Below are 23,445 nucleotides of genomic sequence, written 5' to 3' on the forward strand. Positions count from 1 at the left end.
GGAGACGCGAGCGCTCTGACGCACCACCGACGCCCTTCGAAAAAGGGGTAGGGGGCGACACCACATGGGATGACTGCTACCGTCCAGCACAATGTAAAGAACGAACCCGAGATTCTATGGCTGCTGAACTGATCAAGCACCCACAGAAACGTTGGCATGCTGTTTATCTGTCTGTGCTGATGATCTCAATCACAGCAACCTTGTTCTTCATCCTGAAGGACAATGGATCTGCCCCACCATGGCCGATGGACCAATCTTTCATTGGCACTGTAGATCTTCGGATTTACAGGCTAGATGGCCATTGGAACTTTCACTATCCTCAGCTACAGAATTCAGGTGGGATCAGCTCCAGCCTGCTTGTGGGTCTATACAAGCTCATCGTCCCTCTCAGCCCTGAAACACTCAATTGGCAAGTTCGCTCCATGGCGATGCTGGGCTATCTAGTCTCCAGTGACGTTCTGATCAGAACCTTTATTCAGCAACCCCTTGCAAGAATCTCGGCCCTCCTTCTGGTCGCAACGTCTGGATTTGCCTTGATTCAACCATCCAGTGAGATCCTGGCGGGGAGCCTGTTCACACTCTTCGTTGTGGCAGCCACCAGGCGCTGGCCCGTCATCCTGGCGTCGCTCCTGCTGGCTGGCTTTGCACTCTGCAAAGTTGAATTCCTGCTCGCAGCACCCTTTCTGGCGCTTCTGTGGTGGTGGCGTGAGCGAAGAACATTGAAGAACAGCTGGAGAATTCCCTGCTTGGTTGGACTTTGGGTCGGCCTGCTACTAGCTCCAGGATTTGCCGTCCACGGCAGCAGAGTGATCGCCGGCAACCGCAGCTTCGCCGCTTTCTCCGTGCACTATGCATCGCTTTTCTTACCCCACCAGTACCAACCCTATTCTCTCGATCCCTGGAAGTCAGCCATAGCAATTATGAACCAAGTCTTCCCCGAAGCCAAGAGCATAGTCGACGTTATCTATCGTTATCCCAAGCCCTACCTTGACTTTCTTGCGCTCTCGGCCATTCAGAGCATCAGCAATATAGCAGCCTCACTCAAGCTCATGCTAGTGCCTATGCTCACCACAATGGTGAACTTCAAGACACTTGGTGGCCTTCGATTTCCAATTTTGCTGATTACCGTCGCGATGGTCTGCACTCTCATTCCAGGATGGATGTTCGCCTTCGTCCACATTCGTTACATGGCGAAGTTCTATCCAGCCATCATCGGCCTATCCCTGGCAGGGCTGCAAGCTCTCCAGTCGAGACTCCAGCCTGCAACACTCCTGGCCAACCTGTCAGCCATCCTCATTACCATTATTTGGCAAACCTTCAATTTTCCCATGATAGCGAGCCATTCTCACTTCCTTTAGCCCCATTGGCCGCCGAAACATCCTGTCGGACTCACCAACCTAGGGGGTGTTCCAGACGAAGCGCGAGGACGCTGCGTACTTCCAGACGAAGTCGACGGCGATCCCCGCCAGCAGTGCCAAGAGCGGCTGCGGGGTGACCTGGCGGAAGAAGGCCGAGGACACTCCGACGTTGGCCGCCATCCCCAGGGATGTGACGAGCAGAAAGCGGATCAGACCGAACACCAGCGCCATGCCGCTGAGCTGCTGGGAGCGGAAGGTCAGCACGTTGTTGATCAGATAGTTGGAGCAGCCGGCACAGACCACAGCCACCACCTGCGCCTGCTCGAAGCCCAGTCCGGCCACCTGCTGCATCAGGGCGAACACCAGCAGGTGAATGCCGATGCCGGTGGCGCCCACCAGGGCAAAGCTGACGGCCCGCCGCGGCACCATCCGCAACAGCAGGGTGTGCAGGATCGAGACGCCAAGATCCCAGATCACCGCCAGATTCAGCTTCGACTCTCCAGCACTGCGGGGCTGGAAGCGCAGCGGCACCTCCGCCACCACCAGGTGACCGTGGCTGAGCGCCAGCAATTCGTAAAGAAATTTGAACCCATTGACATCCACCTGCCGGACAAAAGGCAGGCATCGCTCCGGACGCAGCGCGAAGAAGCCGCTCATGTAGTCGGTGAGATGGCGGTAACGGGGCAAGCTGAAACGGGCCACCGCATTGGCCCAGGTGGAGTTCCGCTCGCGCTGCTCACTCAGGCCCCTGATGCTGGCCTGATGGTGGAACCGGCTGCCGATCAACAGATCGCCGCCACCCTCCAGCAGGGCTGAGACGGCGTGGGCCACGGAGGCGGGTTCGTGCTGGCCATCGCTGTCCATGACCACCACGACATCGCCGGTGGCATCAAGAATGCCTTCCTTGATGGCACTGGAGAGACCAAAACGCCCCACCCTGCGGATCAGCCTGACACTGTCGTGGCGATGGGCCAGCTGACGGACTTTTTCGGATGTTCCGTCGTTGGAGTCGTCATCGACGAAGAGCAATTCAAGGTCGTATTGATCTCCCAACGACAGCAATGCGCTGACGATGGGCTCAACGTTGTCGCATTCGTTGAACGTGGGCAGGACCACCGACAACCGCAACACATCACCAGCTTCAGTCATCAGGAGGGTTGCCCGTGGGTTGGAAGCCGTCAGTGGGCAGCTACTTGATGTACTCCTTCAGAACGCCATTGCGGTTGGGATGGCGAAGCTTGCGCAGTGCTTTGGCTTCAATCTGACGGATGCGCTCGCGCGTCACGTCGAAGATCTGACCGATTTCTTCCAGCGTCTTCATCCGGCCATCATCCAGGCCGTAGCGCAGGCGCAGCACGTCGCGCTCGCGGGGGCTGAGGGTGGCCAGGACACCTTCAAGATCCTCCCGAAGCAGATTTTTGGCCACATCCTGCTCAGGATTCTCGATATCGGCCTCAATGAAGTCGCCCAGCCTGGAGTCTTCCTCCTTACCAATGGGCGTTTCCAGGGAGATCGGCAGCTGGGCCGATTTGGCGATGAAGCGCAGCTTCTCGATCGTCATCTCCATGCTCTCGGCGATCTCTTCTTCCGTGGGCTTACGGCCAAATTCCTGGGAGAGGGTCTTGGTGGTCTTCTTGATCCTGGAGATCGTTTCGTAGAGGTGAACGGGCAGCCGGATGGTGCGGCTCTGGTCGGCAATCGCGCGGGTGATCGCCTGGCGGATCCACCAGGTGGCATAGGTGGAGAACTTGTAGCCCTTCTCGTGGTCGAACTTCTCAGCGGCACGAATCAGTCCGAGGCTGCCCTCCTGGATCAGGTCCTGGAAGGAAAGACCCCGGTTCATGTATTTCTTGGCGATCGACACGACCAGCCGCAGGTTCGACTGGACCATCTTTTCCTTGGCCCGCCGGCCCAGCATCAGGCGGCGCCGGAACTTGATCAGCGGCATGTCGAAGATGCCCGCCCATTCCTTGCTGTCAGGGAAATGGCCCTTGTCGGCCTCAAACTCGGCCGCCTTCTCCTCCAGCTCGAGCAGGTCGGCGATCTTGCGGGCCAGCTCAATCTCCTCATCGGGCCGGAGCAGCCGGATTCGGCCAATCTCCTGGAGATACACGCGAATCGAATCCTCGGTGTAGACCCCCTTGGGCCCCACCTTGATGCCGGCCAGGGCCTTGGCGCTCTTGGCCTCCTTGGGAGCGTCGGCGCCGGCCTCCGGCTGGTCATCAACACCGTCGAGGCCCTCCTCGAGGACCATCACCACGGGCTTGGCCACAGCGGTCTTGGCGGTGGCTTTCGCGGCCGTCTTGGGGGCAGCTTTCGGGGGGGCTTTCGCGGTGGTCTTGGCCGCAGGCTTTGCAGCCGCCTTGGCACGGGGGGGCGTCTTTCTGGCCGTCACAGAGGCTGCCGCGGCCGCCGGCTCGATCGGCATCACGTCCCCGTTGGCCGTGACGGTGGCAAGGATTTCAGGAACGGCGACTTTGGCCTTGGCGGCGACTGGGCTCATGGAAACGACGCGAAAAGGGAGAGGAGGCTGGGCAGGACTGGCGGGGAAAACCCGATCGATCCGTCGGGGCTCAGGGGGCGATGTCTCGACCTGGAGCTCCCATCCTCCAAGGACCCGGCACGAAGCAGGTCGGGAGGGCGAGGAGAGCAACAGGACGTCGCGGGATGGATGACCCCCGTTACGGAGCCCCTGAGTCTGGATCGTGGATGGATCGCTCCAGGAGCGCGAATGGGATGGGAAGAACGGCCAGAGCCGGTGCAGGGCTGTCACGGGTGGTCTCAGACCGGAGAAATGGCAAGGGAGTAATTCCCTGCATCCTCAGCGGGTCTTCCCTGTGGACGGAACTCTGCGCGGTTCCGACGGCAGCCTTGCGAGCCGCCCAGTTCCGTCATCCTAGGAATGGCGTGAGATCTTTGCAAGATTGCCAGCCAGCTCCACACCCCCTCTGCTCGGGACAGCCGCTCCAGGCTGGCTGGAGGTCTGGCTGGAAGCCGGCAGGGAAGGGCGGATCTTCACCTACGCCAACCCCGAAGCCCGCGCCATCGGCGTGGGGGATCTGGTGCGGGTCCGTCTCCAGGGGCGGCCCCACACCGGCCTGGTGGTGGCCACGGCGGCGGTCTGCCCGGCGGCCATGGAAGGACGGACGATCCTGCCGCTGGAAGCGGTGCTGCAGAGCGCCGCGATCGATCCCCACTGGCAAGAACTGCTTGAGGCGGTGGCCCGGCAATGCCACACCGGCCTGTTCCGCACCCTGAAGAGCGCCCTACCGCCCGGCTGGCTGGGGCAGGCCCGCCGCGCGCCCGCCGGCCAGGGGCGGATCCTCTGGACGGTGCGGCTCAACCCCGACTCCATCGCGGTGATCAGCCACCCCCGCCAGCAGGAACTGGTGGACCATCTGGCCAGCCACGGGGGAGCGCGGCTGTTGCGTGATCTGGTCCATGAGGCCGGCTTCGGACGCAGCCTGATCGGCACGATGGAGCGCCGCGGGCTGCTGCTGAAGGAGTCCGGCCGCGGCCCGGCGCGGGCCAGCGGCGCTGGGGCCACCCCCCTGGAGCTCCCCCAGCGGGCCAGCCCGGCCCAGGCCGAGGCGATGGCGGCGATCGCCGACGCCCCACCCGGCCAGGCCCTGCTGCTGTGGGGGGTGACCGGATCCGGCAAGACCGAGGTCTACCTCCAGGCCGCTGCCCGGGAGCTAGCGGCGGGGCGCAGCGTGCTGATCCTGGCCCCGGAGATCGGCCTCATCCCCCAGTTGCTGGATCGTTGCCGGCGACGCTTCGGCGTGGCGGTGATCGAATATCACAGCGGCATGGGCGATGGCGAGCGGGTCGTGGCCTGGCGCCGCTGCCTCGAAGCCACCCTGCACCAGGAGGCCTGCCTGGCCGTCGGCACCCGCTCCGCCGTCTTCCTGCCGCTGGGCCACCTGGGCCTGATCGTGCTTGATGAGGAACACGACGCCTCCTACAAGCAGGAGAGCCCCATGCCCTGCTACCACGCCCGGGAGGTGGCCCGGCTGCGGGCCCACCAGACCGGTGCCAGGCTGGTGCTCGGCAGTGCCACGCCCTCGCTGGAAACCTGGTGGCGCTGCCAGCCGGGGCCACAGGGCTGGCCCGGCGACACCCGTCTGTTGCCGCTGCCGGAGCGCATCGGCCAGCGGCCCCTGCCGCCGGTGCGGCTGGTGGACATGCGCCAGGAGCTGGTCGACGGCCATCGCCGCCTGATCAGCCGCCCCCTGATGGCCCGGTTGGAAAAGCTGCCGGAGAGGGGCGAGCAGGCCGTCGTGCTGGTGCCGCGGCGCGGCTATCGCTCCTTCCTGAGCTGCCGCAGCTGCGGCGAGGTGGTGCTCTGCCCCCACTGTGACGTGGCCCTGACCGTGCATCGCGGCCCCCGGGCCGGCGGCCAGGAGGGCCGGGAGTGGCTGCGCTGTCACTGGTGCGACCATCGCCAGGAGATGGGCGACCGCTGCGGCCACTGCGGCTCCACCGCCTTCAAACCCTTCGGTGCCGGCACCCAGCGGGTGATGGAGCAGCTCGCCACGGAGCTGGAGGGCCTGCGGCTGATCCGCTTCGACCGTGACACCACCCGGGGCCGGGATGGCCATCGCCGCCTGCTGGAGCGCTTCGCGGCCGGCGAGGCGGATGTGCTGGTGGGGACCCAGATGCTGGCCAAGGGCATGGACCTGCCGGCGGTGACCCTGGCGGCGGTGCTGGCGGCCGACGGCCTGCTGCACCGGCCGGACCTGCGCGCCTCGGAGCAGTGCCTGCAGCTGCTGCTGCAGCTCGCCGGCCGGGCCGGCCGGGGCGAACGGCCCGGCGAGGTGCTGGTGCAGACCTACAGCCCCGACCATCCCGTGATCCGGCATTTGGTGGACGGCCGCTACGGGGCCTTCCTGGCCGAGGAGCTGGAGCTGCGGCGCCAGGGCGGCATGGTGCCCTTCGGGCGGGCCTGCCTGCTGCGACTGGCCGGTCCCACCGCCAGCGGCACCGCCACGGCCGCCGCCGCCCTGGCCGAAAGGATCCGCCCCGCCCTGGAGGAGGCCGGCTGGGTGCTGATCGGGCCTGCACCCGCCCCGGTGGCCAGGGTCGCGGGCCGCAGCCGCTGGCAACTGCTGCTGCACGGCCCTGGCACGGCGGTCCTGCCCCTGCCCCACGACAGCGACCTGCGGCGGGCCCTGCCCCCGGGGGTCAGCCTGACGATCGATCCCGACCCGCTGGAGCTGTGAAGATTCGTGCCCGCGCGGAGGGCCTCAGGCCGGCAATTCCGGCAACCCGAAGCCCAAGCGGCGGCGGGTCGCCTGCAGGGCGAGCACCAGCGGCAGGAGCAGGCCCACCGCCGCCGCCCCCACCCCCAGGCCACTCCAACGCCAGCAGCGCAGCTCAAGCACGTTGATCTCACCGGGCTGCAGGGGCCAGACCAGCTGACGCCGACCGCCCCGCTCGCCGGGAGGGGCAGGCATGAGACCGGAGGGGGCCGCCTGCAGGACGGCCGCCGGCCGCACCGGGGCCAGGACGACCGCCAGATCCAACCCTGGGATCACCTCCAGCGACTGCAGATCAAGCTCCAGCAGCAGGTGCTGCCGCACCCCCACCAGCCAGTTGCGCTCCTCCCAGACCACCGCCGGAGCGGCCAGGGCGACACCGCTGAGCTGGCCCGCCAGCTCAAGGCTGCCGGCCAGGGCCCCAAGGGCCTGGCCAGCCGGCAACACCGGGGTGGCGAGAATCTGCTCACCACTCCCCTCCGACAACCGAAACGGACCGGGGGAGGGGATCTGGGGCTCGTGCCCCTCCAGCGCCGCGACGAACCGCTTCTGCCAGGGGCTCGGCGGGCCGCCGGAGCTACGCAGCTGGTGGCTCACCTGCAGCCGCCCGGGCCCCTCGAAGCGCAGCTCGGTGCGCACCTCCATGCAGCCCCCCAGCAGGGAAGCCAGCAACAGCAACACCACCGCCACCACCAGCGCGAAGCCAACCGGGGCCCGGGTGGGGCCCACCGGCGGTGGCGGCGGTGGCTCGGGGCGCCGGCGCGAGCGACGCGACACACCGCCGCCAACGCCTTCAAGGGGGGTGGTGCCGGCAAGATCCGGCAGAGTGAGCGACCAGTTGCTGGGACGGCGCAGCTCCGGGGCCTCCAGCACCATCAGCAGCGCCTTGGCCTGGGCGCGCAGCGTCGGGTCCTGGCAGCGCACCAGGCCCCGGCAGCAGGCGGCGGCCTGGTCGGTGCGGCCCTGGCCCATCAGGGCGGTGGCCATCAGCAGCCTCAGCTCGGCGCCGGCGGCGGTGAGCGGCGAACGCTCCTCCTGGAGGGGCTCCAACAGCCGCAGCACCTGACCGTATTCGCCGCGATCCAGGGCCCGCCGGGCCTCGGCCAGCGGATCCTCAGGCATGCAGCAAGCCGGGGCTACCCACCACCATGGTGCCGATGCCGGCGTTGGTGAACACCTCCAGCAGCAGGGAATGGGCCACCCGGCCATCGATGATGTGGGCCGCCTTCACCCCCTGGGCCAGGGCCCGGATGCAGCATTCGGTCTTGGGGGTCATCCCGCCTTCCACCACGCCGTCCGAGATCAGCTGTCGGGCCTCGGAAAGGCTGAGCTGGCGGATCAGGCTGGTGGGGGCGGTGCGATCGCGCAGGATGCCCGGGGTGTCGGTGAGCAGGATCAGCTTCTCCGCCTGCAGGGCGGCCGCCAGCTCCCCGGCCACGGTGTCGGCATTGATGTTGTGGGCCAGGCCATCGGCATTGGGGGCCACGCTGGAGATCACCGGGATGTAGCCGGCCGCCAGCAGGGGGGCCAGCACCGAGGGGTCCACCCGCGCCACGTCGCCCACGACGCCGAGGGTGCCATCGCCCATGGTGCGGGCCTGCACCAGACCGCCATCGCTGCCGGAAAGGCCCACGGCCCGGCCCCCCACCTGGTTGAGGCCGTTGACGATCTGCTTGTTGACCCGGCCCACCAGCACCATTTCCACCACGTCCATGGTGTCGGGGCAGGTGACCCGCAGGCCGTCCTGGAAGCGGGGCTCGATCGCCAGTCTCTCCAGCCACTGGTTGATCTCCGGCCCACCCCCATGCACCACCACCGGCTGGACGCCAACGCAGGCCAGCAGGGCGAGGTCGCGGAACACCGCCTCGCGCAGGTCTTCGTGCACCATGGCGGCCCCGCCGTACTTGATGACGATGCGGCGGCCCGCGAAACGCTGGATGTAGGGCAGGGCCTCACTGAGCACGGACACCCGCAGGGTGTCTTCCGAGCTGATGTGCCGATCGGGACTCAAGGGACGGGGGCGGCGAGGGGCGGGTCGAAGGGAGCGGGTGCCGGCAGCAGGCTCAGCGTCAGGCGACCCGGGCCAGCCTGTTGCAGATCAGCGGTGAGCCCGGGACCGAAGAAGCGGCCCAGCCGCTCCTGGCGATCCTGCCAGCGCTCGAACGGCACCCCCTCGCAGTCGATCGTGAAGCGCAGCCCGTAGCCGCCGTCGTGGTTGAGCTCCTCAACGGCCAGCAGCTGGGGAGGGGCCTCCTCATCCCAGAGCTTGAGGGCTTCGAGGGAACTTTCCAGGTGGGCCTTCTGGCCGTAGCGCCAGCGGGTGACGTCGGCCAGGAGTTTGCGCAGTGGTTCGTTCTCAGGCAACTGACGCACATCACGCAGCTGGGCCGCGGGGGTGAGGCGCTCGGCGGGAGGCAACTCGGAGGACTTCAGGGCCAGCCCCCCCAGCAGGATCGGCACGCCATAAAACACACCGGCCAGGCTGATGTTGGGGCTGTCGGTCGCGTAGGCGATCGAACCGATCACGGTGAGGACGGCACCAGCCACGGTCACCAGACTGCCAGGGGAGAGAAACGCTTGCATCTCCCCATTGTCCAGCAGCGGGGGCCAGGATGGGGCGCCGCCCCGCCAGCCCCATGGCCAGCCAGCCCGACAGCCAGCCCGATCTCTCCACCGCCAGTCCGGAGGATCCCGGCACAGCCGCAGACACTCCCTGGAGCGGGGTGGAGGTGGAGGCCCTTTCAACGGCCGAACTCCTCGCCCAACTGGGCGAAGACCGGCTCTGGCTGCTGCGCCAGCTCGACAGCGGCCGCTGGGGCCAGTGGCGGCTTGATCTGGCGGCCCTGGAGCGGGAACTGGGTCAGCTGATCGACCAGGCCGGGGAACGGCTCTGAACCAGGACCCGACTCAGAAGGGAATGTCGTCGTCGTCGCCCAGGGGCACCAGTGGGGAGGTGTCCCACACGGGCGCCGCCGCCTCGACGGGCGCGGCGCTGGCGGGGCGCGTGGGGGCCGGCGCCGGGGCCCTGCCAGCGGCAGCGGGACGGGGCGCCGCAGCCGGGCCAGCAGCAGCGGGACGGGGCACCGGCTGGGGGGCAGGGGCTGCTGGAGCCTGGCTCTGGGCCTGGGGGACGGCCGCGCCGGGGCTGAGAGGATGGAGCCGCGCCAGGGTGAACTCGGCCCGCTTCTCCTTGGTCCCGTCCTGCCGGGTAACGGTGTTCATACGCAGCCGCCCCTCGAGGACAAGCCGCTGACCCACCTGAACCCTGTTCTGCAGATCCTGGGCGAGATTGCCCCAGCCCACCACCTTCAGCTGACCCGGCGGATCATCGGGCCGCAGGCCCTCGATCTGCACGGCCATTTCGGCCACCGGCGTCTGGTTGTCCTGGGTGTAACGCACCTGGGGCGCTTCCAGGACCTCCACCTCGAGCAAGCAGTGATTCACGCCAGGACCAACGGATGGAAGGATCCATCCTGATGCATCCTCCGCGCGGCGGCAGGGTCTGGCTGATCGCCGGTACGGGGGAAGGGCCGCCGCTGGCCCAGCGGCTCCTGGCCAGCGGCTGGCGCCTGAAGGTGTCGGTGGTGAGCCGGGCCGCCGCCCTGGCCTACGGCGCCCACCCCAACCAGGAGCTGGCCGTGGGGGCCATCGGCGGCCCGCAGGGGCCGGAGGCAGGGATCGCCACCGCCTTGGGTGAGGCCCGACGCCGGGGGGAGCCCTACACCTGGGTGATCGACGCCACCCACCCCTTTGCCATCCGCATCAGCGCCGCCCTGGCCCACACCTGCGCCGCCCTGGGGCAGCCCCTGCTGCGATTGCTGCGACCCGATCTCAACGCCGCGGGCGCGCTGGTGCTGGGCGATCTGGCCAGCCTCGGCGCCCACTGCCGGCCGGGCGAGCGGTTGCTGCTGGCGATCGGCGCCCGCCGCCTCGGCGACGCCGTGGTGGCGGCGCCGGCGGCCTTCCATCACGCCCGCCTGCTGCCCCATGGCGAGGCCCTGGCGCTGGCCCTGGCCGCCGGACTGGCGCCGGAGCGGCTGGCCCCGCTGCGGCCCAGCAGCGATGGCCGCGTCGAGCGGGCCCTCTGCCGCCACTGGGGCATCGAAACGGTGCTCTGCCGCCGCTCCGGCGGCGCCAACGAAGCCCAGTGGCACCGGATCTGCGCCGATCTGGGGCTGCGCCTGCTGCTGCTGGAGCGCCCCCCTGAGCCCGGCCAGGCCCAAGCCCTGCCACTGCAGGAGTTGCTGCAACGGCTGGGCCAGAGTGGTCCCCATGCCTGATCCCGACCCCATCCCCCTGGCCTTGGTGCTGACCACCGAAGCCGACAGGGAGCGGGCCGAGGCCCTGGCCCTGGCCCTTCTGGAACGGGGTCTGGTGGCCTGCGCCAGCCTGCATCCGGTGCTGTCGCTCTACCGCTGGCAGGGGCAACTGGAGCGCAGCGAGGAGGTGCAGCTGCTGCTCAAGACGAGCCCCGAGCGGCTGGAGGCCCTGCGCCGCACCCTGGGGCAGCTGCACAGCTACGACACACCCGAATGGATCGACTGGCGGGCCAGCAGCGAGGGCCCCTATGGCCACTGGTTGCTGGAGCAGCTGCCGCTCAGCCCAGGTGGCAGGCCACCAGCTCCGGCAGGGACGCCTGGGGGCGCGGACCCAGCTGGGTGACCACCTGGCCGGCGCAGAGCGAACCGAGCTGGCCGCAGCGCTCCAGGCTCTCGCCCCTGGTGTGGCCGTAGAGGAAGCCGGCGGCATAGAGGTCGCCGGCGCCGGTGGTATCCACCAGGGGGCCGAGCTGGAACGGCTCGATCGCCAGGGTGGTGTCACCGCTCAGCAGCAGGGAACCCCGCTCGCTGCGGGTGAGGGCCGCCAGTTTGCAGCGGCCCCGCACCTGATCGGCGGCCGCTTCGAAGCTGTCGGTCTCGTAGAGGGAGGTGATCTCGGTCTCGTTGGCGAACAGCACATCGACGTGGCCGTCGACCAGCTCCTGGAAGCTCTGACGATGACGCTCCACACAGAAGGCGTCGGAGAGGGAGAGGGCCACCTCGCCGCCACTGGCTCGCATCACCTCGGCGGCGGCGATGAAGGCGCGCTTGGCCTCCTCGCTGTCCCAGAGGTAGCCCTCCAGATACAGCACCTTGGCCTGGCGCACCATGTCCAGATCGAGGTCGGCGGGATCCAGGCCCACCGACGCCCCCAGGTAGGTGCACATGGTGCGCTGGGCATCAGGGGTGACCAGGATCAGGCAGCGGGCGGTGGAGGGTCCACTGCTGGCCGGTGGCGTTTCGAAACGAGCCCCGACGGCCCGGATGTCGTGGGCGAAGATCGCCCCGAGCTGGTCGTCCCTGACCCGGCCGATGAACCCGGCCTGGCCGCCCAGCTGGGCGATGCCGGCCAGGGTGTTGGCCGCCGAACCGCCGGAGGTCTCGAGCCCGGCACCGACGCTGGCGTAGAGCTTCTCGGCCTGGGATTCATCCACCAGGGCCATGGTGCCCTTGGTGAGGCCGTGGGCCTCGAGGAAGGCGTCATCGGCCTGGACGAGGACATCGACGATGGCATTGCCGATGCCGACGACATCAAAGCGCTTGGCGGGGCTGGTCAAGGGGAGGGGGAGGGGGAAGAGGTGGCTGGGGCTCAGACGCTGAGCAGGGCCCGCTTGGGGCCATGGATCGGATCCTCGACCACGATCGTCTGATCCCGCTTGGCACCGAGGGAGACGATGGCGATCGGGACTTCCATCAACTCGGCCAGGAAGCGCAGGTAGGCCATGGCCGTGGGGGGCAGATCCTCCAGGGCACGGCACTCGGCCGTGGAGCACTGCCAGCCCGGCAGGCTCTTGAACACGGGACGGCAGCGGGCGAATTCGTCCGAGCTGCTGGGGAAGTAATCGATACGCCGGCCGTCGAGTTCGTAGGCCACACACACCTGGATTTCGTCCAGCTCATCGAGCACGTCGAGTTTGGTGATCGCCAGGCAGTCGAGGCCGTTGACCTGAACCGCATAACGTCCGATGACCCCGTCGAACCAACCACAACGGCGACGGCGGCCGGTGGTGGTGCCGAATTCACCGCCGCGGTCGCAGAGGTGGTCGTTGAGGCTGCCCTCCAGTTCGGTGGGGAAGGGGCCTTCGCCGACCCGGGTGGTGTAGGCCTTGGCGACGCCGATCACCCTGTCGATCAGGGTGGGGCCCACGCCGGCGCCGATGCAGGCTCCGCCCGACACGGGATTGGAGGAGGTGACGTAGGGATAGGTGCCGTGGTCGAGATCCAGCAGGGTGCCCTGGGCGCCCTCGAACAGGATGTTCTTGCGGGCCCGGGCCGCCTCGTGGATGGTGCGGGTGCAATCCACCACGTGGGGGGCCAGCCGGCGGCCGTAGGCGGCGTACTCCTCGATCACCGCGTCCGCATCCAGGGCAGGGAGGCCATAGACCTTTTCGAGCAGGTCGTTCTTCTCGGCCAGGGGGCCGAGCAGCCGATCGCGCAGACAGTCCGGATCGAGCAGGTCGATCACCCGGATGCCGTTGCGCTGGGATTTATCGGCATAGGTGGGACCGATGCCCCGGCCCGTCGTGCCGATGCGGCGATCACCGCGGCGCTGCTCCATCGCCAGATCGAGCAGCCGGTGGTACGGCATCGTGACGTGGGCCGTGGAGGCCAGCTTCAGCCCGGAGACGTCGATCTCCAGTTCCAGCAGGGTGTCGATCTCGCCCAGCATCACCTTGGGATCGACCACCGTCCCGGAACCGATCAGGCAGATGGTGTCCGGGTAGAGGATCCCGGAAGGGATCAGGTGCAGCTTGAGGATTCGATCCTCGACGACGATGGTGTGCCCGGCGTTGACACCGCCCTGATAGCGGACCACGACATCGGCGGAACGACTCAGCAGATCGGTGATCTTGCCTTTCCCTTCGTCACCCCATTGCGCACCGATGACGACAACATTGGCCAAGGACACAGCGGCCCGTAGCCGCTTCTAAGCACAAGGAGAGAGCTTCTCAGATCGGGGTCCCCTTCGTCAAAGGTTCAGGCCCCACGCACCGCGGACGCCTCGGCTTTCTTGAGCTCCTTCTCCAGCCGGCTGCGCAGCGCCTCGGGCAGGGGGCGGTTGGCGTAGCCGGCGTAGTGGGCCGCCAGGGAATTCACCGCGGTCTGCATGGTGGTGAAGGAAGCCAGGCTGTGGATGTCCTGGCGGGGGCGGTAGAGAGCGGTGTAGCCATTGATCAGCTGACGGGCCTGCAGCTCCGCCTCCTGGTGGGCGGGATCCTCCTGGGGCAGGGCAATGGTTGTCAGCAGGGTCTGGGCCACGCTGACGGTGTCATCGACGTAGTTGCCGCTGAGGCCTGTGGTGGCCTGGCTGCAACCGCTCAGTCCGAGACAGAGACACAGGCCGAGGGCCAGAAGGGGACGGAGCAGGCTGCGGCGCAGAAAGGCGACCAAGGGAGGAACGGCGGCTGCCGAAATCCTACGGGGATGCACCCGGGAGCTCGAGCAGCTGCTCGAGGGCGGCGTCGGCGGTCAACTCCCGCTTGCCCGTGTCACCGCTGCGATCCACCAGCTCCACCTTGCGCTCCCCGGCGGCCCGGCCCACCACCAACCGCCAGGGGATGCCGATCAGGTCGGCGTCCTTGAACTTCACCCCGGCCCGCTCGGGGCGGTCATCGAGCAGCACGTCGCACCCCCCCACACGCAGCCGTTCGTAGAGCTCCTCGGCCAGGGCCACCTGGACCGGATCCTGGCTGCTGGCGATGACGATGATCACCGTGAAGGGCGCGATCGCCACGGGCCAGCGGATCCCATCGGCGTCATGGTTCTGCTCCACGGCCGCCTGGGCCAGGCGGGACACGCCGATGCCGTAGCAGCCCATCCAGAGGGGCTCTTCGCTGCCGGCCTCATTCGTGAAGCGGGCCTCCAGAGCCTCGGAATACTTCCGCCCCAGCTGAAAGATGTGACCCACCTCAATGCCCCGGGCCGCCGCCAGCCGTTGGGACGGATCGTGCAGGCAACGGTCTCCCGGCTGGGCCGCCCGCAGGTCCACCACCTCAGGGACAGGGCAGAGCTCACCCCAGCGCGCCCCCACCAGGTGCTGATCGCTGCGGTTGGCCCCGCAGACGAACGCCTCCAGATCGGCGGCGGAGGGATCGGCCAGGCGCAGCAGCGGCGGGGCAGCCACGCGGTCCTCGCCCTGGCGCAGGGCCGGATCCTCCAGATGGGGGCCCAGGAAGCCGAAGGGGACGGGGTCGCAGAGGTGCTCGGCCAGCAGCGGCACGATCTCCAGCAGGGCTCCGGCCTCGGGGCAGCGGGCCGTCACCGCGTTGGCCAGCTTGACGTCGTTGAGCTGCTGGTCGCCCCGCAGGCACACCAGTACCCCGCGGGGGGGCGCCGCCGCGAAACGGGCCTGCAGCAGCAGCACCTTCAGCGTCTGGGTGGGGTCGAAGCCATGGGCAGCACAGAGCTCCTCGATGCTCTTCTGGGCGGGCGTGGCCAGGGGCGTGCAGCCAGCGGCCTCCAGGGGAACCGGCGGGGCCGGCAGGGAGACGGCCCGCTCCTGGTTGGCGGCGTAGCGGCCATCGGGACTGGCCAGGATCAGGTCCTCGCCCGCCTCGGCGGTGACCATGAACTCCTGGCTGGCGGAGCCACCGATGGCGCCACTGTCCGCCTCCACGGCGACGGTTCGCAGGCCACAGCGCTCAAAGATGCGTCGGTAGGCCCCGTCCATGGCGGCGTAGGTGCGGCGCAGGCAGGCTTCGTCGGCGTGGAAGGAATAGGCGTCCTTCATGATGAATTCCCGCCCCCGCATCAGGCCGAAACGGGGCCGGATCTCATCACGGAATTTGGTCTGGATCTGATAAAGGCAGACCGGCAGCTGGCGGTAGGAGCGCAGCAGGTCGGCCGCCAGCTCGGTGACCACCTCCTCGTGGGTGGGACCGAGCCCCAGGGAGCGCTCCTGGCGATCCACCAGGTGGAACATGATCCCCTCCCCGGCGGTGTAGCCATCCCAGCGGCCGCTGCGACGCCAGAGATCAGCGGGCTGGAGCTGGGGCAGCAGCGTCTCGAGGGCGTCGACGGCGGCCATCTCCTCCCTCACGATGGCGGAGATCTTCTGGAGCACCCGCCACAGCAGCGGCAGATAGGCGAAAATCCCCGGCGCCAGCCGCCGCATGTAGCCCGCCCGCAGCAGCAACTTGTGGGAGGTGATTTCTGCTTCGGCCGGGTCGTCCCGAAGCGTCACCAGCATCAGGCGGGAGACGCGCATGGAGAAAGTCCGGCTCGGCGCTGGACGCTATCACCGCAGGCCCGCTGACCCCTGCAGTGGAAGGGGCGAGGAGTGAGTCACCGCAACGGCCTTACCTCCATATGGCAGGGCCTTCCGCCAACGAAAAACTCTGCTATGGTCAGCAGCTAGTCCAGCGTGTCCAACACCAGTCTCAATGCTTGCTCACCCAGCCCAGGCCGGCCCACCCATGGGCGGCCCCCCTGCGTCGGCGGCTCTGACGGCTTCGGTGACGCCGTCGCAGACGTTGCAGGCTGAGTCCGGGGCTGAAGCCGAGACCCTGATCGGCATCGATGAGGTGCAGCGTTCCCTGAACCGATCCCGCGCCTCGGTGTACCGCTACACCAACACCGACCCGCGCAATCTCAACCCCCCCTTCAATCCCCGCAAACTCAACCCCGAGTACCGCAGCGACCAGAAGGAGCCCCTCGTTTTCCACCCCCACGAAGTGGCCCGCTTCGCCCGTGATGTTCTTCGCATCAAAGAGGTGACGGTGGAGGTGCTCAACTCCCCCTCCACCGCCACCCAGCAGCTGCTGGCCTCGATCCTGGAAGAGTTGCGGGCGATCCGTGCCCAGCTCGATGGGGCCGAAGCCCCCCCCGCCGACCTCCACCTGCACCGCCAGCAGCACTCCCAGTCACGGCCCGCGGCCTGAGTTCGCCAACCCTGTCCGAATGCGCTGGCAGGGGGCCGATCGGGCCGATAAGTGTCAGAATCGGCCAAACAACCTTTGTTCTCTGTCCAGTGCACCGGTCCGTCCGCTGCACGACTGCATGGATCACGCCCAACCCGCCCACCAACCCGTTCGTCCCGCTTCCCTCTCCGACTCCGGATTCGATCGAGGAACCAGCTCTGCCCTCGCCCTCGCCGCCACGGGCGAGGCCGAACCCAGCGGAGAGCCAGACAGTCCGGGCCCCCGATCTCTTCATTCAGGCAACGGCGTTGATGCCACCGCCGACCTGTTCTTCGACCAACCTTTCGGCGCCGTGGCCGGCTTCCTGCTCGGCCTCCTAACGCTCCTGGTTCCGCTGGCCGGGGTCGTCATGGACAGGCCCCTGCTTCCCGGCCATCAGGAGTCCAGCGAGCGCCGCTTCAGGCCCGTCGCTGTAGCAGAAAGCCCTGGAAGTCCAGGGCCTGGAAAAACGGCGCCGGATCGCTGAAACCGGCGGCCTCCACCAGGGCCGTCAGCCGAGCGATGCCAATGGGATGGAACCCCTGGATCTGGGCGGTGGGATCCACCGCCTCGCCATCCACGCCGCTGGCCCGCTGGAAGCAGCGCCAGGCTTCGGCCACCTGGGGCGAGAAGGGTGAGCGTTCCGGTCGCATCAGATCGACGAGCACCAGCTGACCCTGGGGCTTGAGGCTGCGGGCCAGAGCCGTGAGGAACGCCAGCTTGGTGCCGTCGTCGGGAAGCGATTGCAGCACCAACACCGACAGGGCGCCATCGAAACGGGACTCGGCGCCCAGCTCCTCCACCGTGGCGTGATGCCAGTCGATCCGGCCCCGGTTCTGCAGCCGTTGCCGTGCCACCGCCAGCATCTCCGCCGACGGATCGATGGCGGTGAGTTGCCAGTCGGGTCGCTGGGCCTCAGCCTCGAGCAGTTCGGCCCCCGTGCCACAGCCCGCCACCAGCACCGCCGACTCCTGTGACGACGCCAGGGGGGAGGAGGCCAGCAGGGCCACCGACAGGCGGGCGAGGCTGGCATAGCCGGGGATCAGCTGCTGCACCACCAGGTCGTAGGTGCCTTGCCGGGCCGGGAAGGGGTCGGAAGAGAGCAAGGTCTGCAGGCAACCCGCCCATCGTAGGGAGCCCCCCCGGCTGCCCCGATCCTTTCCCAAGGCAACGAATGTGGGACCGCCGGGACGCGGTGTGACCTAAGTTGGTCGGCGCCCCTCACCCACGATCGACCGTGCCCACCATCCGTTTCGAAAAGGAAGGCCAGCAGGTTGGTTGCATTGAAGGGGCCAATCTCCGCAAGGCGGCTCTGGATGCCGGGGTGAACCCCTATACGGGACTCAACAATCTCAACAACTGCGGCGGCCTCGGCCAGTGCGGCACCTGCGTGGTGGAAGTGGTTGAGGGAGCCCGTAACCTCTCCCCCCGCAGCGACGTTGAGGAGGTCTACCTGGCGGATCGGCCCTCCAGCTACCGGCTGAGCTGCCGTACCACCGTCAACGGTGACGTCACGATCCGCACCAAGCCGGACTCCGGGGTGGGCAAGGGCTCCAACAGCCTGGTCGGCGCCCTCAAGGCTCTCGTCGGCCGCAAGTGAGCAGCGATGGCTGATCCGGCCGTCCATCGCCTCTTCCAGTACGCCAGCTGCAGCACCTGCCGCAAGGCCCTGGCCTGGATGCGGGATCGGCAGATCCCGTTCGAAGCCATCGACATCACCACCTCCCCACCGTCCCTGGAGCTGCTCAGCGAGGCCCACGGCCAGTTGGGTGGATTCGGCCGGCTCTTCAACACCAGTGGCCAGAGTTACCGGGCCCTGGGCGCCGCCACGGTGAAGGCGATGGACACGGCCACCGCCTTGGCGGCCCTGGGGGCCGACGGGCGCCTGATCAAGCGTCCCTTCCTGGTCACGGCCTCGGGGCGCATCCTCACCGGCTTCCGTCCCGAGGAATGGCAGGAGCTGCTCGGCTAGGTCGCGTCGTTGCGTTCGCCCTGCTCCTGGGCTCCCTTCACCATCAGTTGGTCGAGCTCCTCGATCAGCCCTTCGATGCCGGCCCGGCTGATCTGGCTCAGGTAAGTCCCTTTGAACTCCTCGAGGAAGGTGCAGAGCAGCTGCTGGGAGCGTTCCAAGGCCGGGCCGCTCTCAAGGGCTTCGGCCAGCTCCTCCCAGAAGCGGTCGATGAAGCGCTGCAGCAACTCCAGCTGCTGATCATCACGCCGACTCAGGCGCTCGCCGGTGCTGCGGGTGAGGTCGAGCAGGCTGTCCACCATTCCTCCGGCCAGCTGGCGGCTGAGCCCCTTCTCCACCTGTAGCAGGGGCTGGAGCTGCCGCAGGCCCGGCGGCACGATGGCGTTCTGGAGGCTCTGCTGCAGGGCATGGCCCAGCACCCCCTGGAGCTCGGGGGCCAGCCGCGGGGCCACCCGCACCAGCAGCAGGGGGCCCCAGATGCGCACCAGTTCCACCAGTTCCCGCTCGTCGTTGCTCACCACCGTCTGATGGCTGCGCAGGGCCCGGATCCGCATCGGCCAGCGGCGCGAGCGGATCAGCTGCTGCAGGCCATCGATCAGCTGCAGCGCCAGCACCTCAAACAGCTCCACCGCCAGCAGGGCCACCACCCCGCGGCTGATGACGGCCCGGACCGGTTCGATGGTGATCAGCCCGCTGGTGTGCAGCCGCTCCAGCACCGGCACCACCCGCAGCAGGCGCCAGAAGGGCAGCAGCAGGGGCAGATCGATCCAGCGCCGCAGCAGGGCCCGGTTCCAGCTCAGGCCCGGTAGGCGGCGGCGCAGGCGAATGGTCCGCAGCAGGATGTCCAGGGCGAAGACGCTCTGGAACAGGATCAGGTCGTAGCGCCAGAAATGGTCGGTGGGCCGGCCGTTCTCATCGATCGAACGCCAGTAGGTGGTGGCCACCAGCGGCAGCACCTGCTGGCGCCAGAACAGCCGTTCCTGCTCCCAGGGATGGGAGGCGAGCCAGGCCGGGCTCAGAAGCACCGCCGCTGCCTGCTTGGCCGAGTCCTTGTCGGCCCGCTGCCGCAGGCGGTTCTTGATCTTCTCCAGGGTGCCGGAGGTGCCCGAGGCCAGCATCGGGTTGGAGTCGATCATCTCGGCGGTGAGCCGCACCTGGTCCGCCAGGAGTTTTTGCTGGGCGGGGCTGAGCTGCCCCGGGGGGCCCTGGCGCAGGGCCCCATCCAGGCGATCGAACTGGGCCTGGTAGGCCTCGGTCTCGCGGTGCGGTTCGATCCCCTTGATCGGATCCACCCAGGGGGTGATGTCGGGGATGAACGTGAGCGGCACCACCAGCGGCACCGAGGGCAGCGGGTAGAGGTTGCGCTGCAGCCAGAAGGTGCGCAGGGGGATGTAAGTGACGTCGAAGGCCACCCACAGCAGATTCAGGGCGGCCCAGAGCGCCACGAAGCGATCCCAGCGGCGACCCAGGCCACTGGAGGGCAGGGCCAGGGGCTGGTGCCAGCGTGGGCGTGCCATCGGGGACCCGGCGGGCGGATGCGTGCCTAATCTGCCTCCCGACCACGGAACCTGCCGCACGAACCCCTTGAGCCCATCGGATTCCCAGCCCGGCGGCGGCGCCCGCGACGAGACGTCGCCTCACCCCGAAGCGCGGCAGGAGAGCCCCTGGGCCTTCTGGCGCAGCGTTCTGATCACCCTGGCGGTGGCCCTTGGGATTCGCCAGTTCCTGATGGAGGCCCGCTACATCCCCTCCGGCTCCATGCTTCCCGGTCTGCAGCTTCAGGACCGGCTGCTGGTCGAGAAGCTGACCTTCCGCCAACGCCCCCCCAAACGCGGCGAGGTGGTGGTGTTCCGCTCCCCCTACCACTTCGATCCGATCCTCACTGGACCCACAAAACCCGGCGGGCTGCGCTGCCTGCTGGTCAACCTTCCCCTGATCGGTTCCTTGCCAGGCCTCCAGCAGCCGGCCTGCGACGCCTACATCAAACGGGTGATCGCCCTGCCCGGGGAGCGGGTGGTGGCCGATCCCCGCGGCCGGGTCACGATCAACGGCCGCCCCCTGGCCGAGCCCTACGTCCGCAACTACTGTCCCGTCGATCGCCACGGCGTCGGCCCCTGCCGCACCATCGACGTGGTGGTGCCCCCCGGCCATCTGGTGGTGATGGGCGACAACCGGGCCAACAGCTGGGATGCCCGCTTCTGGCCCGGCGGGCCGCTGCTGCCCGAAACCGAGCTGATCGGCCGAGCCTTCTGGCGTTTCTTCCCCTTCAATACGGCGGGCTCGCTGCCAGAACCCAGCCAGCCGGATCCGTAAGCCCGGTGGCGATCACCCGGCCCTGCAGCTGACGCTCCCGGCAGGGCCGGTTGGCCGCCAGGGAGCCAGCCGGCGCGTCGTCCCAACGCCAGGCATGCCCAGGGTCGAACAGCAGCCACTGGCGCGTGTCGGGGGCCAGGGCCGGCTGCGGCACCCCCAGGAACCGGGCTGGCCCCCAGCAGAGCGCCTGCCAGAGCTGCTCGGCCTGCCACCCCTGGCGCCCCACCAGCTCCTCCCAGAGCAGGGGCAGCACCAGGCCATGGCCCGCCACCCCGGGGCGTCGCTGATCCAGGGGCAGCAGCTCCTCTTCGGCATCGAGGGCCACGTGGTGGACCGCAACGGCGCCGATGACGCCATCGGCCAGGGCCTCGATCAAGGCCCGCCGGTCTGTCGGTCCTCCCAGAGCGGGCTCCAGCAGCCAGCCGTCATCGGCCGGATCCAGGCCACCACTGTCCGCAACCAGATGCCACCAACCCACCGACGCCATCGGCGGGCGGGCCTGGCGCCGCAGCCGCGCCACCGCTTCGGCGGTGGACACCTGCATCAGCCGCAGGCTCAGGTCGGGAAGGTCGCCGGCCAGGGTGAGCAGGGTTTCGAGGGGGAGGGTTTCGCTGCTGGGGGGATCGAGGGGCCACCCCGCCCGCAGGGCCTCCACCCGCTCCCGCACGAAGCCCCGCTGGGCCAGGGATCCGTCCCGCGGCGGCAGCAGCACCGGCCGATCCCCCATCTCAGCCAGCCTCAGGCCCCGCTCCAGCAGGTCGATCGGCGGCAGGCTCGCCCCGGCCGCCAGACCGCAGGCGCCGGCGGCCAGCTGATCGGCATGGGGCGCCAGCTCCCGGTCGAGGCCATCGACGCTGAAGCTGCCCCAGACCAGCAGCTGCAGGGGTGCGGGCCAGCTCCAGCGCAGCCGCTCGGGCCGGTCCCGCCAGGTGGGGGCCCAGGGCAGCAGGGCCACGGTGCCGTAGCCACCGCTGGCAGCGGCCTCGCCAAGGCTGGCCAGGGTTTCGGCCTGCCCCTGCAGCGGCTCCTCCAGCACGCTGTGGGGATCCACCAGCGCGGGGCCGAGCCAGCACCCCCCGCCGTCGGCCGTCGCGCAGGCCCCCCCCGACACCGCGGCCGGATCCGGGTCAATCGCCACCAGCGCGCCCTCCTCCAGCAGCACGTCGGCCCGCCGCGGCGGCTGGCCTGGGGCTTCCAGCAGAGTCACCCCGCGGATCAGCAGCTGACGGACCATGGCAGGGGCCTCGGGGGGGATGGGCCGGCTACAGGGCGCCGGCGGCCGTGCGGTCGATCACGCTCCCCAGATGGGCCGTGAGGTTGAGGGCGGTCACCACCGGCGCTGCCGTTGCTCCACGGGGATAGTCGATCACCGTGACACCGCCGTTCCCCTGCTTCACGGTCCAGATGTCAGCGGGGCAGAGACCGAGCAAGGCGCAGAGGATCGTCTTGTTAACCGCATCATGGGCGACCACCAGGGCCGTCTCCTCGGGCCCCAGCCCGGCGGCGATGCGGTTCCAGGCTGTCAGCGACCGGTCCCAGACCTCGCCGATGGTCTCGCCCTCGGGCATCTGGACCGTTTCGGGGCTGCGCTTCCAGGCGGCCAGAAGATCGGGCCAGCCGGCGGCGATCTCGCTCTCCAGACGGCCCTCCCAGAGGCCGTGGCCGATCTCCCGCAGCCCCCGGCTCGTGGTGAGGGGCACGCCGGGATGGGAGCTCAGGATCACCTCAGCGGTGCGCAGCGGGCGGGCCATGTCACTGCTGTAGGCCCGCTGCAGCGCGATTGGGGCCAGAAAGGACCGCGCCGCCTCGGCCTGGGCCAGGCCATGGGGATTGAGCGGGATGTCGATCTGGCCCTGGAAACGCCCCTCCCTGTTCCAGTCGGTCTCGCCGTGGCGCACCAGCAGCAGCCGGCAGCCCGCAGCCGCTGGCGGCAGGGGGGCACCCAGGTGGGACGTGCCGTTGAGGGACTCGATCTGAACCGACGGGCACCTCCCCTCGCCGTGGACCAGGTTGAGCACGGAAATGGAGGCGTTGTCCAGCCTCAGTCGCTGGAAACGACTGGCCGGCAGGCCGAGGAGATGCAGCACCAGGCAGCGCAGGATGGCGTTGTGGGCCACCACGAGCACGGTGGCGTCGTCGCCGTGGCGCGCCAGCAGCCGATCGGCGAAATGTCCCGCCTGCTCCAGCAGCTCCGGCACCGGCAGAAAACGGCTGCCGTCGCTGCGTTGCAGCTCCATGGTCTCGGGGGCTTCGCGCCAGCGGCGCTCCTGTTCCGGGTCGAGGGCCCGCACCTCGCTGCGCAGCAGGCCGCTCCAGGGGGCCAGGTCGATCTCCAGCAGGTCGTCGTCGTAGAGCGGGCTCAGCGGGGTGCCATGGCTGGCCAGCAAAGCCGCTGCCGTGGCGCTGGCCCGCTGCAGGGGGGAGCAGTAGACGGCGTTGAAGGCGAGCTCCGCCAGGGCTTCTCCGGTGCGACGGGCCTGGAGCTGCCCCTCCTCGGTGAGGTTGGAGAGGTCGTCTCGGCCCTGGATGCGGTGCTCCAGGTTGAAGCTGCTCAGCCCATGGCGGACCAGCACGATGCGAAGGGGCAAGGTGCTTGTGGCGCAGGCCCGG

Annotated in this window: 23 protein-coding genes; 9 read left to right on the forward strand and 14 right to left on the reverse strand. The window is 68.6% G+C overall.

Annotated features, from left to right (window positions below; all coding sequences use genetic code 11):
- Window positions 1-116: 116 nt before the first annotated feature.
- Window positions 117-1,358, forward strand: coding sequence for a hypothetical protein (locus KBY95_RS00930; protein ID WP_254962805.1), 1,242 nt, complete (start codon window positions 117-119; stop codon window positions 1,356-1,358).
- Window positions 1,359-1,397: 39 nt separating this feature from the next.
- Here KBY95_RS00930 and KBY95_RS00935 read toward each other — a convergent pair whose 3' ends face one another.
- Window positions 1,398-2,507 carry a glycosyltransferase family 2 protein gene (locus KBY95_RS00935; RefSeq protein ID WP_254962806.1) on the reverse strand — a complete coding sequence of 370 codons (1,110 nt, stop codon included), beginning with the start codon at window positions 2,505-2,507 and terminating at the stop codon, window positions 1,398-1,400.
- Window positions 2,508-2,547: 40 nt separating this feature from the next.
- A complete protein-coding gene (rpoD, locus tag KBY95_RS00940; protein WP_254962807.1) occupies window positions 2,548-3,861 on the reverse strand; it encodes an RNA polymerase sigma factor RpoD in 1,314 nt (437 codons plus the stop codon).
- A 421-nt stretch (window positions 3,862-4,282) separates the two neighbouring features.
- On the opposite strand from rpoD, the gene priA reads away from it, so the two are divergent.
- Window positions 4,283-6,580, forward strand: a complete 2,298-nt coding sequence (priA, locus tag KBY95_RS00945; protein ID WP_254962808.1) for a primosomal protein N' — start codon at window positions 4,283-4,285, stop codon at window positions 6,578-6,580.
- A gap of 24 nt (window positions 6,581-6,604) precedes the next feature.
- Here the strand turns inward: priA and KBY95_RS00950 are convergent, their stop codons facing one another.
- Genes KBY95_RS00950 through KBY95_RS00960 form a run of 3 tightly spaced genes read right to left on the reverse strand, consistent with a single transcriptional unit; the run spans window position 6,605 to window position 9,199 of the window.
- Complete coding sequence (locus KBY95_RS00950) at window positions 6,605-7,738, reverse strand: DUF3153 domain-containing protein (RefSeq protein ID WP_254962809.1); 1,134 nt, start codon at window positions 7,736-7,738, stop codon at window positions 6,605-6,607.
- Complete coding sequence (gene argB / locus KBY95_RS00955) at window positions 7,731-8,627, reverse strand: acetylglutamate kinase (protein WP_254962810.1); 897 nt, start codon at window positions 8,625-8,627, stop codon at window positions 7,731-7,733. Before argB ends, KBY95_RS00950 begins: the two co-directional genes overlap by 8 nt.
- A complete protein-coding gene (locus KBY95_RS00960) occupies window positions 8,624-9,199 on the reverse strand; it encodes a DUF2854 domain-containing protein (RefSeq protein WP_254962811.1) in 576 nt (191 codons plus the stop codon). The genes argB and KBY95_RS00960 overlap by 4 nt, the downstream gene beginning before the upstream one ends.
- Window positions 9,200-9,252: 53 nt before the next feature.
- On the opposite strand from KBY95_RS00960, the gene KBY95_RS00965 reads away from it, so the two are divergent.
- Window positions 9,253-9,510 carry a hypothetical protein gene (locus tag KBY95_RS00965; RefSeq protein WP_254962812.1) on the forward strand — a complete coding sequence of 86 codons (258 nt, stop codon included), beginning with the start codon at window positions 9,253-9,255 and terminating at the stop codon, window positions 9,508-9,510.
- Window positions 9,511-9,523: 13 nt separating this feature from the next.
- Here KBY95_RS00965 and KBY95_RS00970 read toward each other — a convergent pair whose 3' ends face one another.
- The gene (locus KBY95_RS00970) at window positions 9,524-10,060 is read right to left on the reverse strand and encodes a single-stranded DNA-binding protein (protein ID WP_254962813.1); all 537 of its coding nucleotides are present in this window, start codon (window positions 10,058-10,060) and stop codon (window positions 9,524-9,526) included.
- Window positions 10,061-10,092: 32 nt separating this feature from the next.
- On the opposite strand from KBY95_RS00970, the gene KBY95_RS00975 reads away from it, so the two are divergent.
- Complete coding sequence (locus KBY95_RS00975; RefSeq protein WP_254962814.1) at window positions 10,093-10,896, forward strand: precorrin-6A/cobalt-precorrin-6A reductase; 804 nt, start codon at window positions 10,093-10,095, stop codon at window positions 10,894-10,896.
- A complete protein-coding gene (gene cutA, locus KBY95_RS00980) occupies window positions 10,889-11,278 on the forward strand; it encodes a divalent-cation tolerance protein CutA (protein ID WP_254962815.1) in 390 nt (129 codons plus the stop codon). The genes KBY95_RS00975 and cutA overlap by 8 nt, the downstream gene beginning before the upstream one ends.
- Here cutA and KBY95_RS00985 read toward each other — a convergent pair.
- The 4 genes from KBY95_RS00985 to KBY95_RS01000 form a co-directional block, all read right to left on the reverse strand.
- Window positions 11,214-12,212, reverse strand: a complete 999-nt coding sequence (locus KBY95_RS00985; protein ID WP_254962816.1) for an adenosine kinase — start codon at window positions 12,210-12,212, stop codon at window positions 11,214-11,216. The genes cutA and KBY95_RS00985 overlap by 65 nt on opposite strands.
- Before the next feature lie 32 nt (window positions 12,213-12,244).
- Entirely contained in the window at window positions 12,245-13,558 is a 1,314-nt protein-coding gene (locus tag KBY95_RS00990) for an adenylosuccinate synthase (protein ID WP_254962817.1), read from the reverse strand.
- Window positions 13,559-13,632: 74 nt separating this feature from the next.
- Window positions 13,633-14,046 (reverse strand): photosystem II protein Psb27, encoded by a 414-nt coding sequence (gene psb27 / locus KBY95_RS00995; RefSeq protein ID WP_254962818.1) that lies wholly within the window; start codon window positions 14,044-14,046, stop codon window positions 13,633-13,635.
- A gap of 25 nt (window positions 14,047-14,071) precedes the next feature.
- Window positions 14,072-15,862, reverse strand: a complete 1,791-nt coding sequence (locus tag KBY95_RS01000) for a proline--tRNA ligase (protein WP_254962819.1) — start codon at window positions 15,860-15,862, stop codon at window positions 14,072-14,074.
- Window positions 15,863-16,070: 208 nt separating this feature from the next.
- Between KBY95_RS01000 and KBY95_RS01005 the strand changes: the two genes are divergently transcribed.
- Window positions 16,071-16,535, forward strand: a complete 465-nt coding sequence (locus tag KBY95_RS01005) for a resolvase (protein WP_254962820.1) — start codon at window positions 16,071-16,073, stop codon at window positions 16,533-16,535.
- Between the two features lie 437 nt (window positions 16,536-16,972).
- Here the strand turns inward: KBY95_RS01005 and KBY95_RS01010 are convergent, their stop codons facing one another.
- Entirely contained in the window at window positions 16,973-17,659 is a 687-nt protein-coding gene (locus KBY95_RS01010; RefSeq protein WP_254962821.1) for a class I SAM-dependent methyltransferase, read from the reverse strand.
- A 131-nt stretch (window positions 17,660-17,790) separates the two neighbouring features.
- On the opposite strand from KBY95_RS01010, the gene KBY95_RS01015 reads away from it, so the two are divergent.
- Window positions 17,791-18,153 carry a 2Fe-2S iron-sulfur cluster-binding protein gene (locus KBY95_RS01015; RefSeq protein ID WP_254962822.1) on the forward strand — a complete coding sequence of 121 codons (363 nt, stop codon included), beginning with the start codon at window positions 17,791-17,793 and terminating at the stop codon, window positions 18,151-18,153.
- A gap of 6 nt (window positions 18,154-18,159) precedes the next feature.
- Window positions 18,160-18,525, forward strand: coding sequence for a Spx/MgsR family RNA polymerase-binding regulatory protein (locus KBY95_RS01020; protein WP_254962823.1), 366 nt, complete (start codon window positions 18,160-18,162; stop codon window positions 18,523-18,525).
- Here the strand turns inward: KBY95_RS01020 and KBY95_RS01025 are convergent.
- Window positions 18,522-20,039: a hypothetical protein gene (locus tag KBY95_RS01025; RefSeq protein WP_254962824.1), complete on the reverse strand. Its 1,518-nt coding sequence runs from the start codon at window positions 20,037-20,039 to the stop codon at window positions 18,522-18,524. The genes KBY95_RS01020 and KBY95_RS01025 overlap by 4 nt on opposite strands.
- 67 nt (window positions 20,040-20,106) lie before the next feature.
- On the opposite strand from KBY95_RS01025, the gene lepB reads away from it, so the two are divergent.
- On the forward strand, window positions 20,107-20,835 hold the full coding sequence (lepB, locus tag KBY95_RS01030; RefSeq protein WP_254962825.1) for a signal peptidase I: 729 nt from the start codon (window positions 20,107-20,109) through the stop codon (window positions 20,833-20,835).
- On the opposite strand, the gene KBY95_RS01035 is transcribed toward lepB, so the two are convergent.
- Complete coding sequence (locus KBY95_RS01035; RefSeq protein ID WP_254962826.1) at window positions 20,789-22,069, reverse strand: dihydroorotase; 1,281 nt, start codon at window positions 22,067-22,069, stop codon at window positions 20,789-20,791. The two genes, lepB and KBY95_RS01035, sit on opposite strands and share 47 nt — an antisense overlap.
- 28 nt (window positions 22,070-22,097) lie before the next feature.
- The gene (locus KBY95_RS01040) at window positions 22,098-23,423 is read right to left on the reverse strand and encodes a histidine phosphatase family protein (RefSeq protein WP_254962827.1); all 1,326 of its coding nucleotides are present in this window, start codon (window positions 23,421-23,423) and stop codon (window positions 22,098-22,100) included.
- Window positions 23,424-23,445: the final 22 nt, after the last annotated feature.

Origin of the sequence: Cyanobium sp. Aljojuca 7A6 (assembly GCF_024346455.1) — a bacterium.
Lineage (GTDB): Bacteria > Cyanobacteriota > Cyanobacteriia > PCC-6307 > Cyanobiaceae > Cyanobium.

Coding starts and splice junctions, on each gene's coding strand:
- KBY95_RS00950 (WP_254962809.1), bottom strand. CDS start 7,738: ATGCCTGAGGATCCGCTGGCCGAGGCCCGGCGGGCCCTGGATCGCGGC.
- KBY95_RS00960 (WP_254962811.1), bottom strand. CDS start 9,199: ATGCAAGCGTTTCTCTCCCCTGGCAGTCTGGTGACCGTGGCTGGTGCC.
- KBY95_RS01035 (WP_254962826.1), bottom strand. CDS start 22,069: ATGGTCCGTCAGCTGCTGATCCGCGGGGTGACTCTGCTGGAAGCCCCA.
- KBY95_RS01025 (WP_254962824.1), bottom strand. CDS start 20,039: ATGGCACGCCCACGCTGGCACCAGCCCCTGGCCCTGCCCTCCAGTGGC.
- KBY95_RS00935 (WP_254962806.1), bottom strand. CDS start 2,507: ATGACTGAAGCTGGTGATGTGTTGCGGTTGTCGGTGGTCCTGCCCACG.
- KBY95_RS01005 (WP_254962820.1), top strand. CDS start 16,071: ATGGGCGGCCCCCCTGCGTCGGCGGCTCTGACGGCTTCGGTGACGCCG.
- KBY95_RS00965 (WP_254962812.1), top strand. CDS start 9,253: ATGGCCAGCCAGCCCGACAGCCAGCCCGATCTCTCCACCGCCAGTCCG.
- KBY95_RS01020 (WP_254962823.1), top strand. CDS start 18,160: ATGGCTGATCCGGCCGTCCATCGCCTCTTCCAGTACGCCAGCTGCAGC.
- rpoD (WP_254962807.1), bottom strand. CDS start 3,861: ATGAGCCCAGTCGCCGCCAAGGCCAAAGTCGCCGTTCCTGAAATCCTT.
- KBY95_RS01000 (WP_254962819.1), bottom strand. CDS start 15,862: ATGCGCGTCTCCCGCCTGATGCTGGTGACGCTTCGGGACGACCCGGCC.
- KBY95_RS00975 (WP_254962814.1), top strand. CDS start 10,093: ATGCATCCTCCGCGCGGCGGCAGGGTCTGGCTGATCGCCGGTACGGGG.
- KBY95_RS00930 (WP_254962805.1), top strand. CDS start 117: ATGGCTGCTGAACTGATCAAGCACCCACAGAAACGTTGGCATGCTGTT.
- cutA (WP_254962815.1), top strand. CDS start 10,889: ATGCCTGATCCCGACCCCATCCCCCTGGCCTTGGTGCTGACCACCGAA.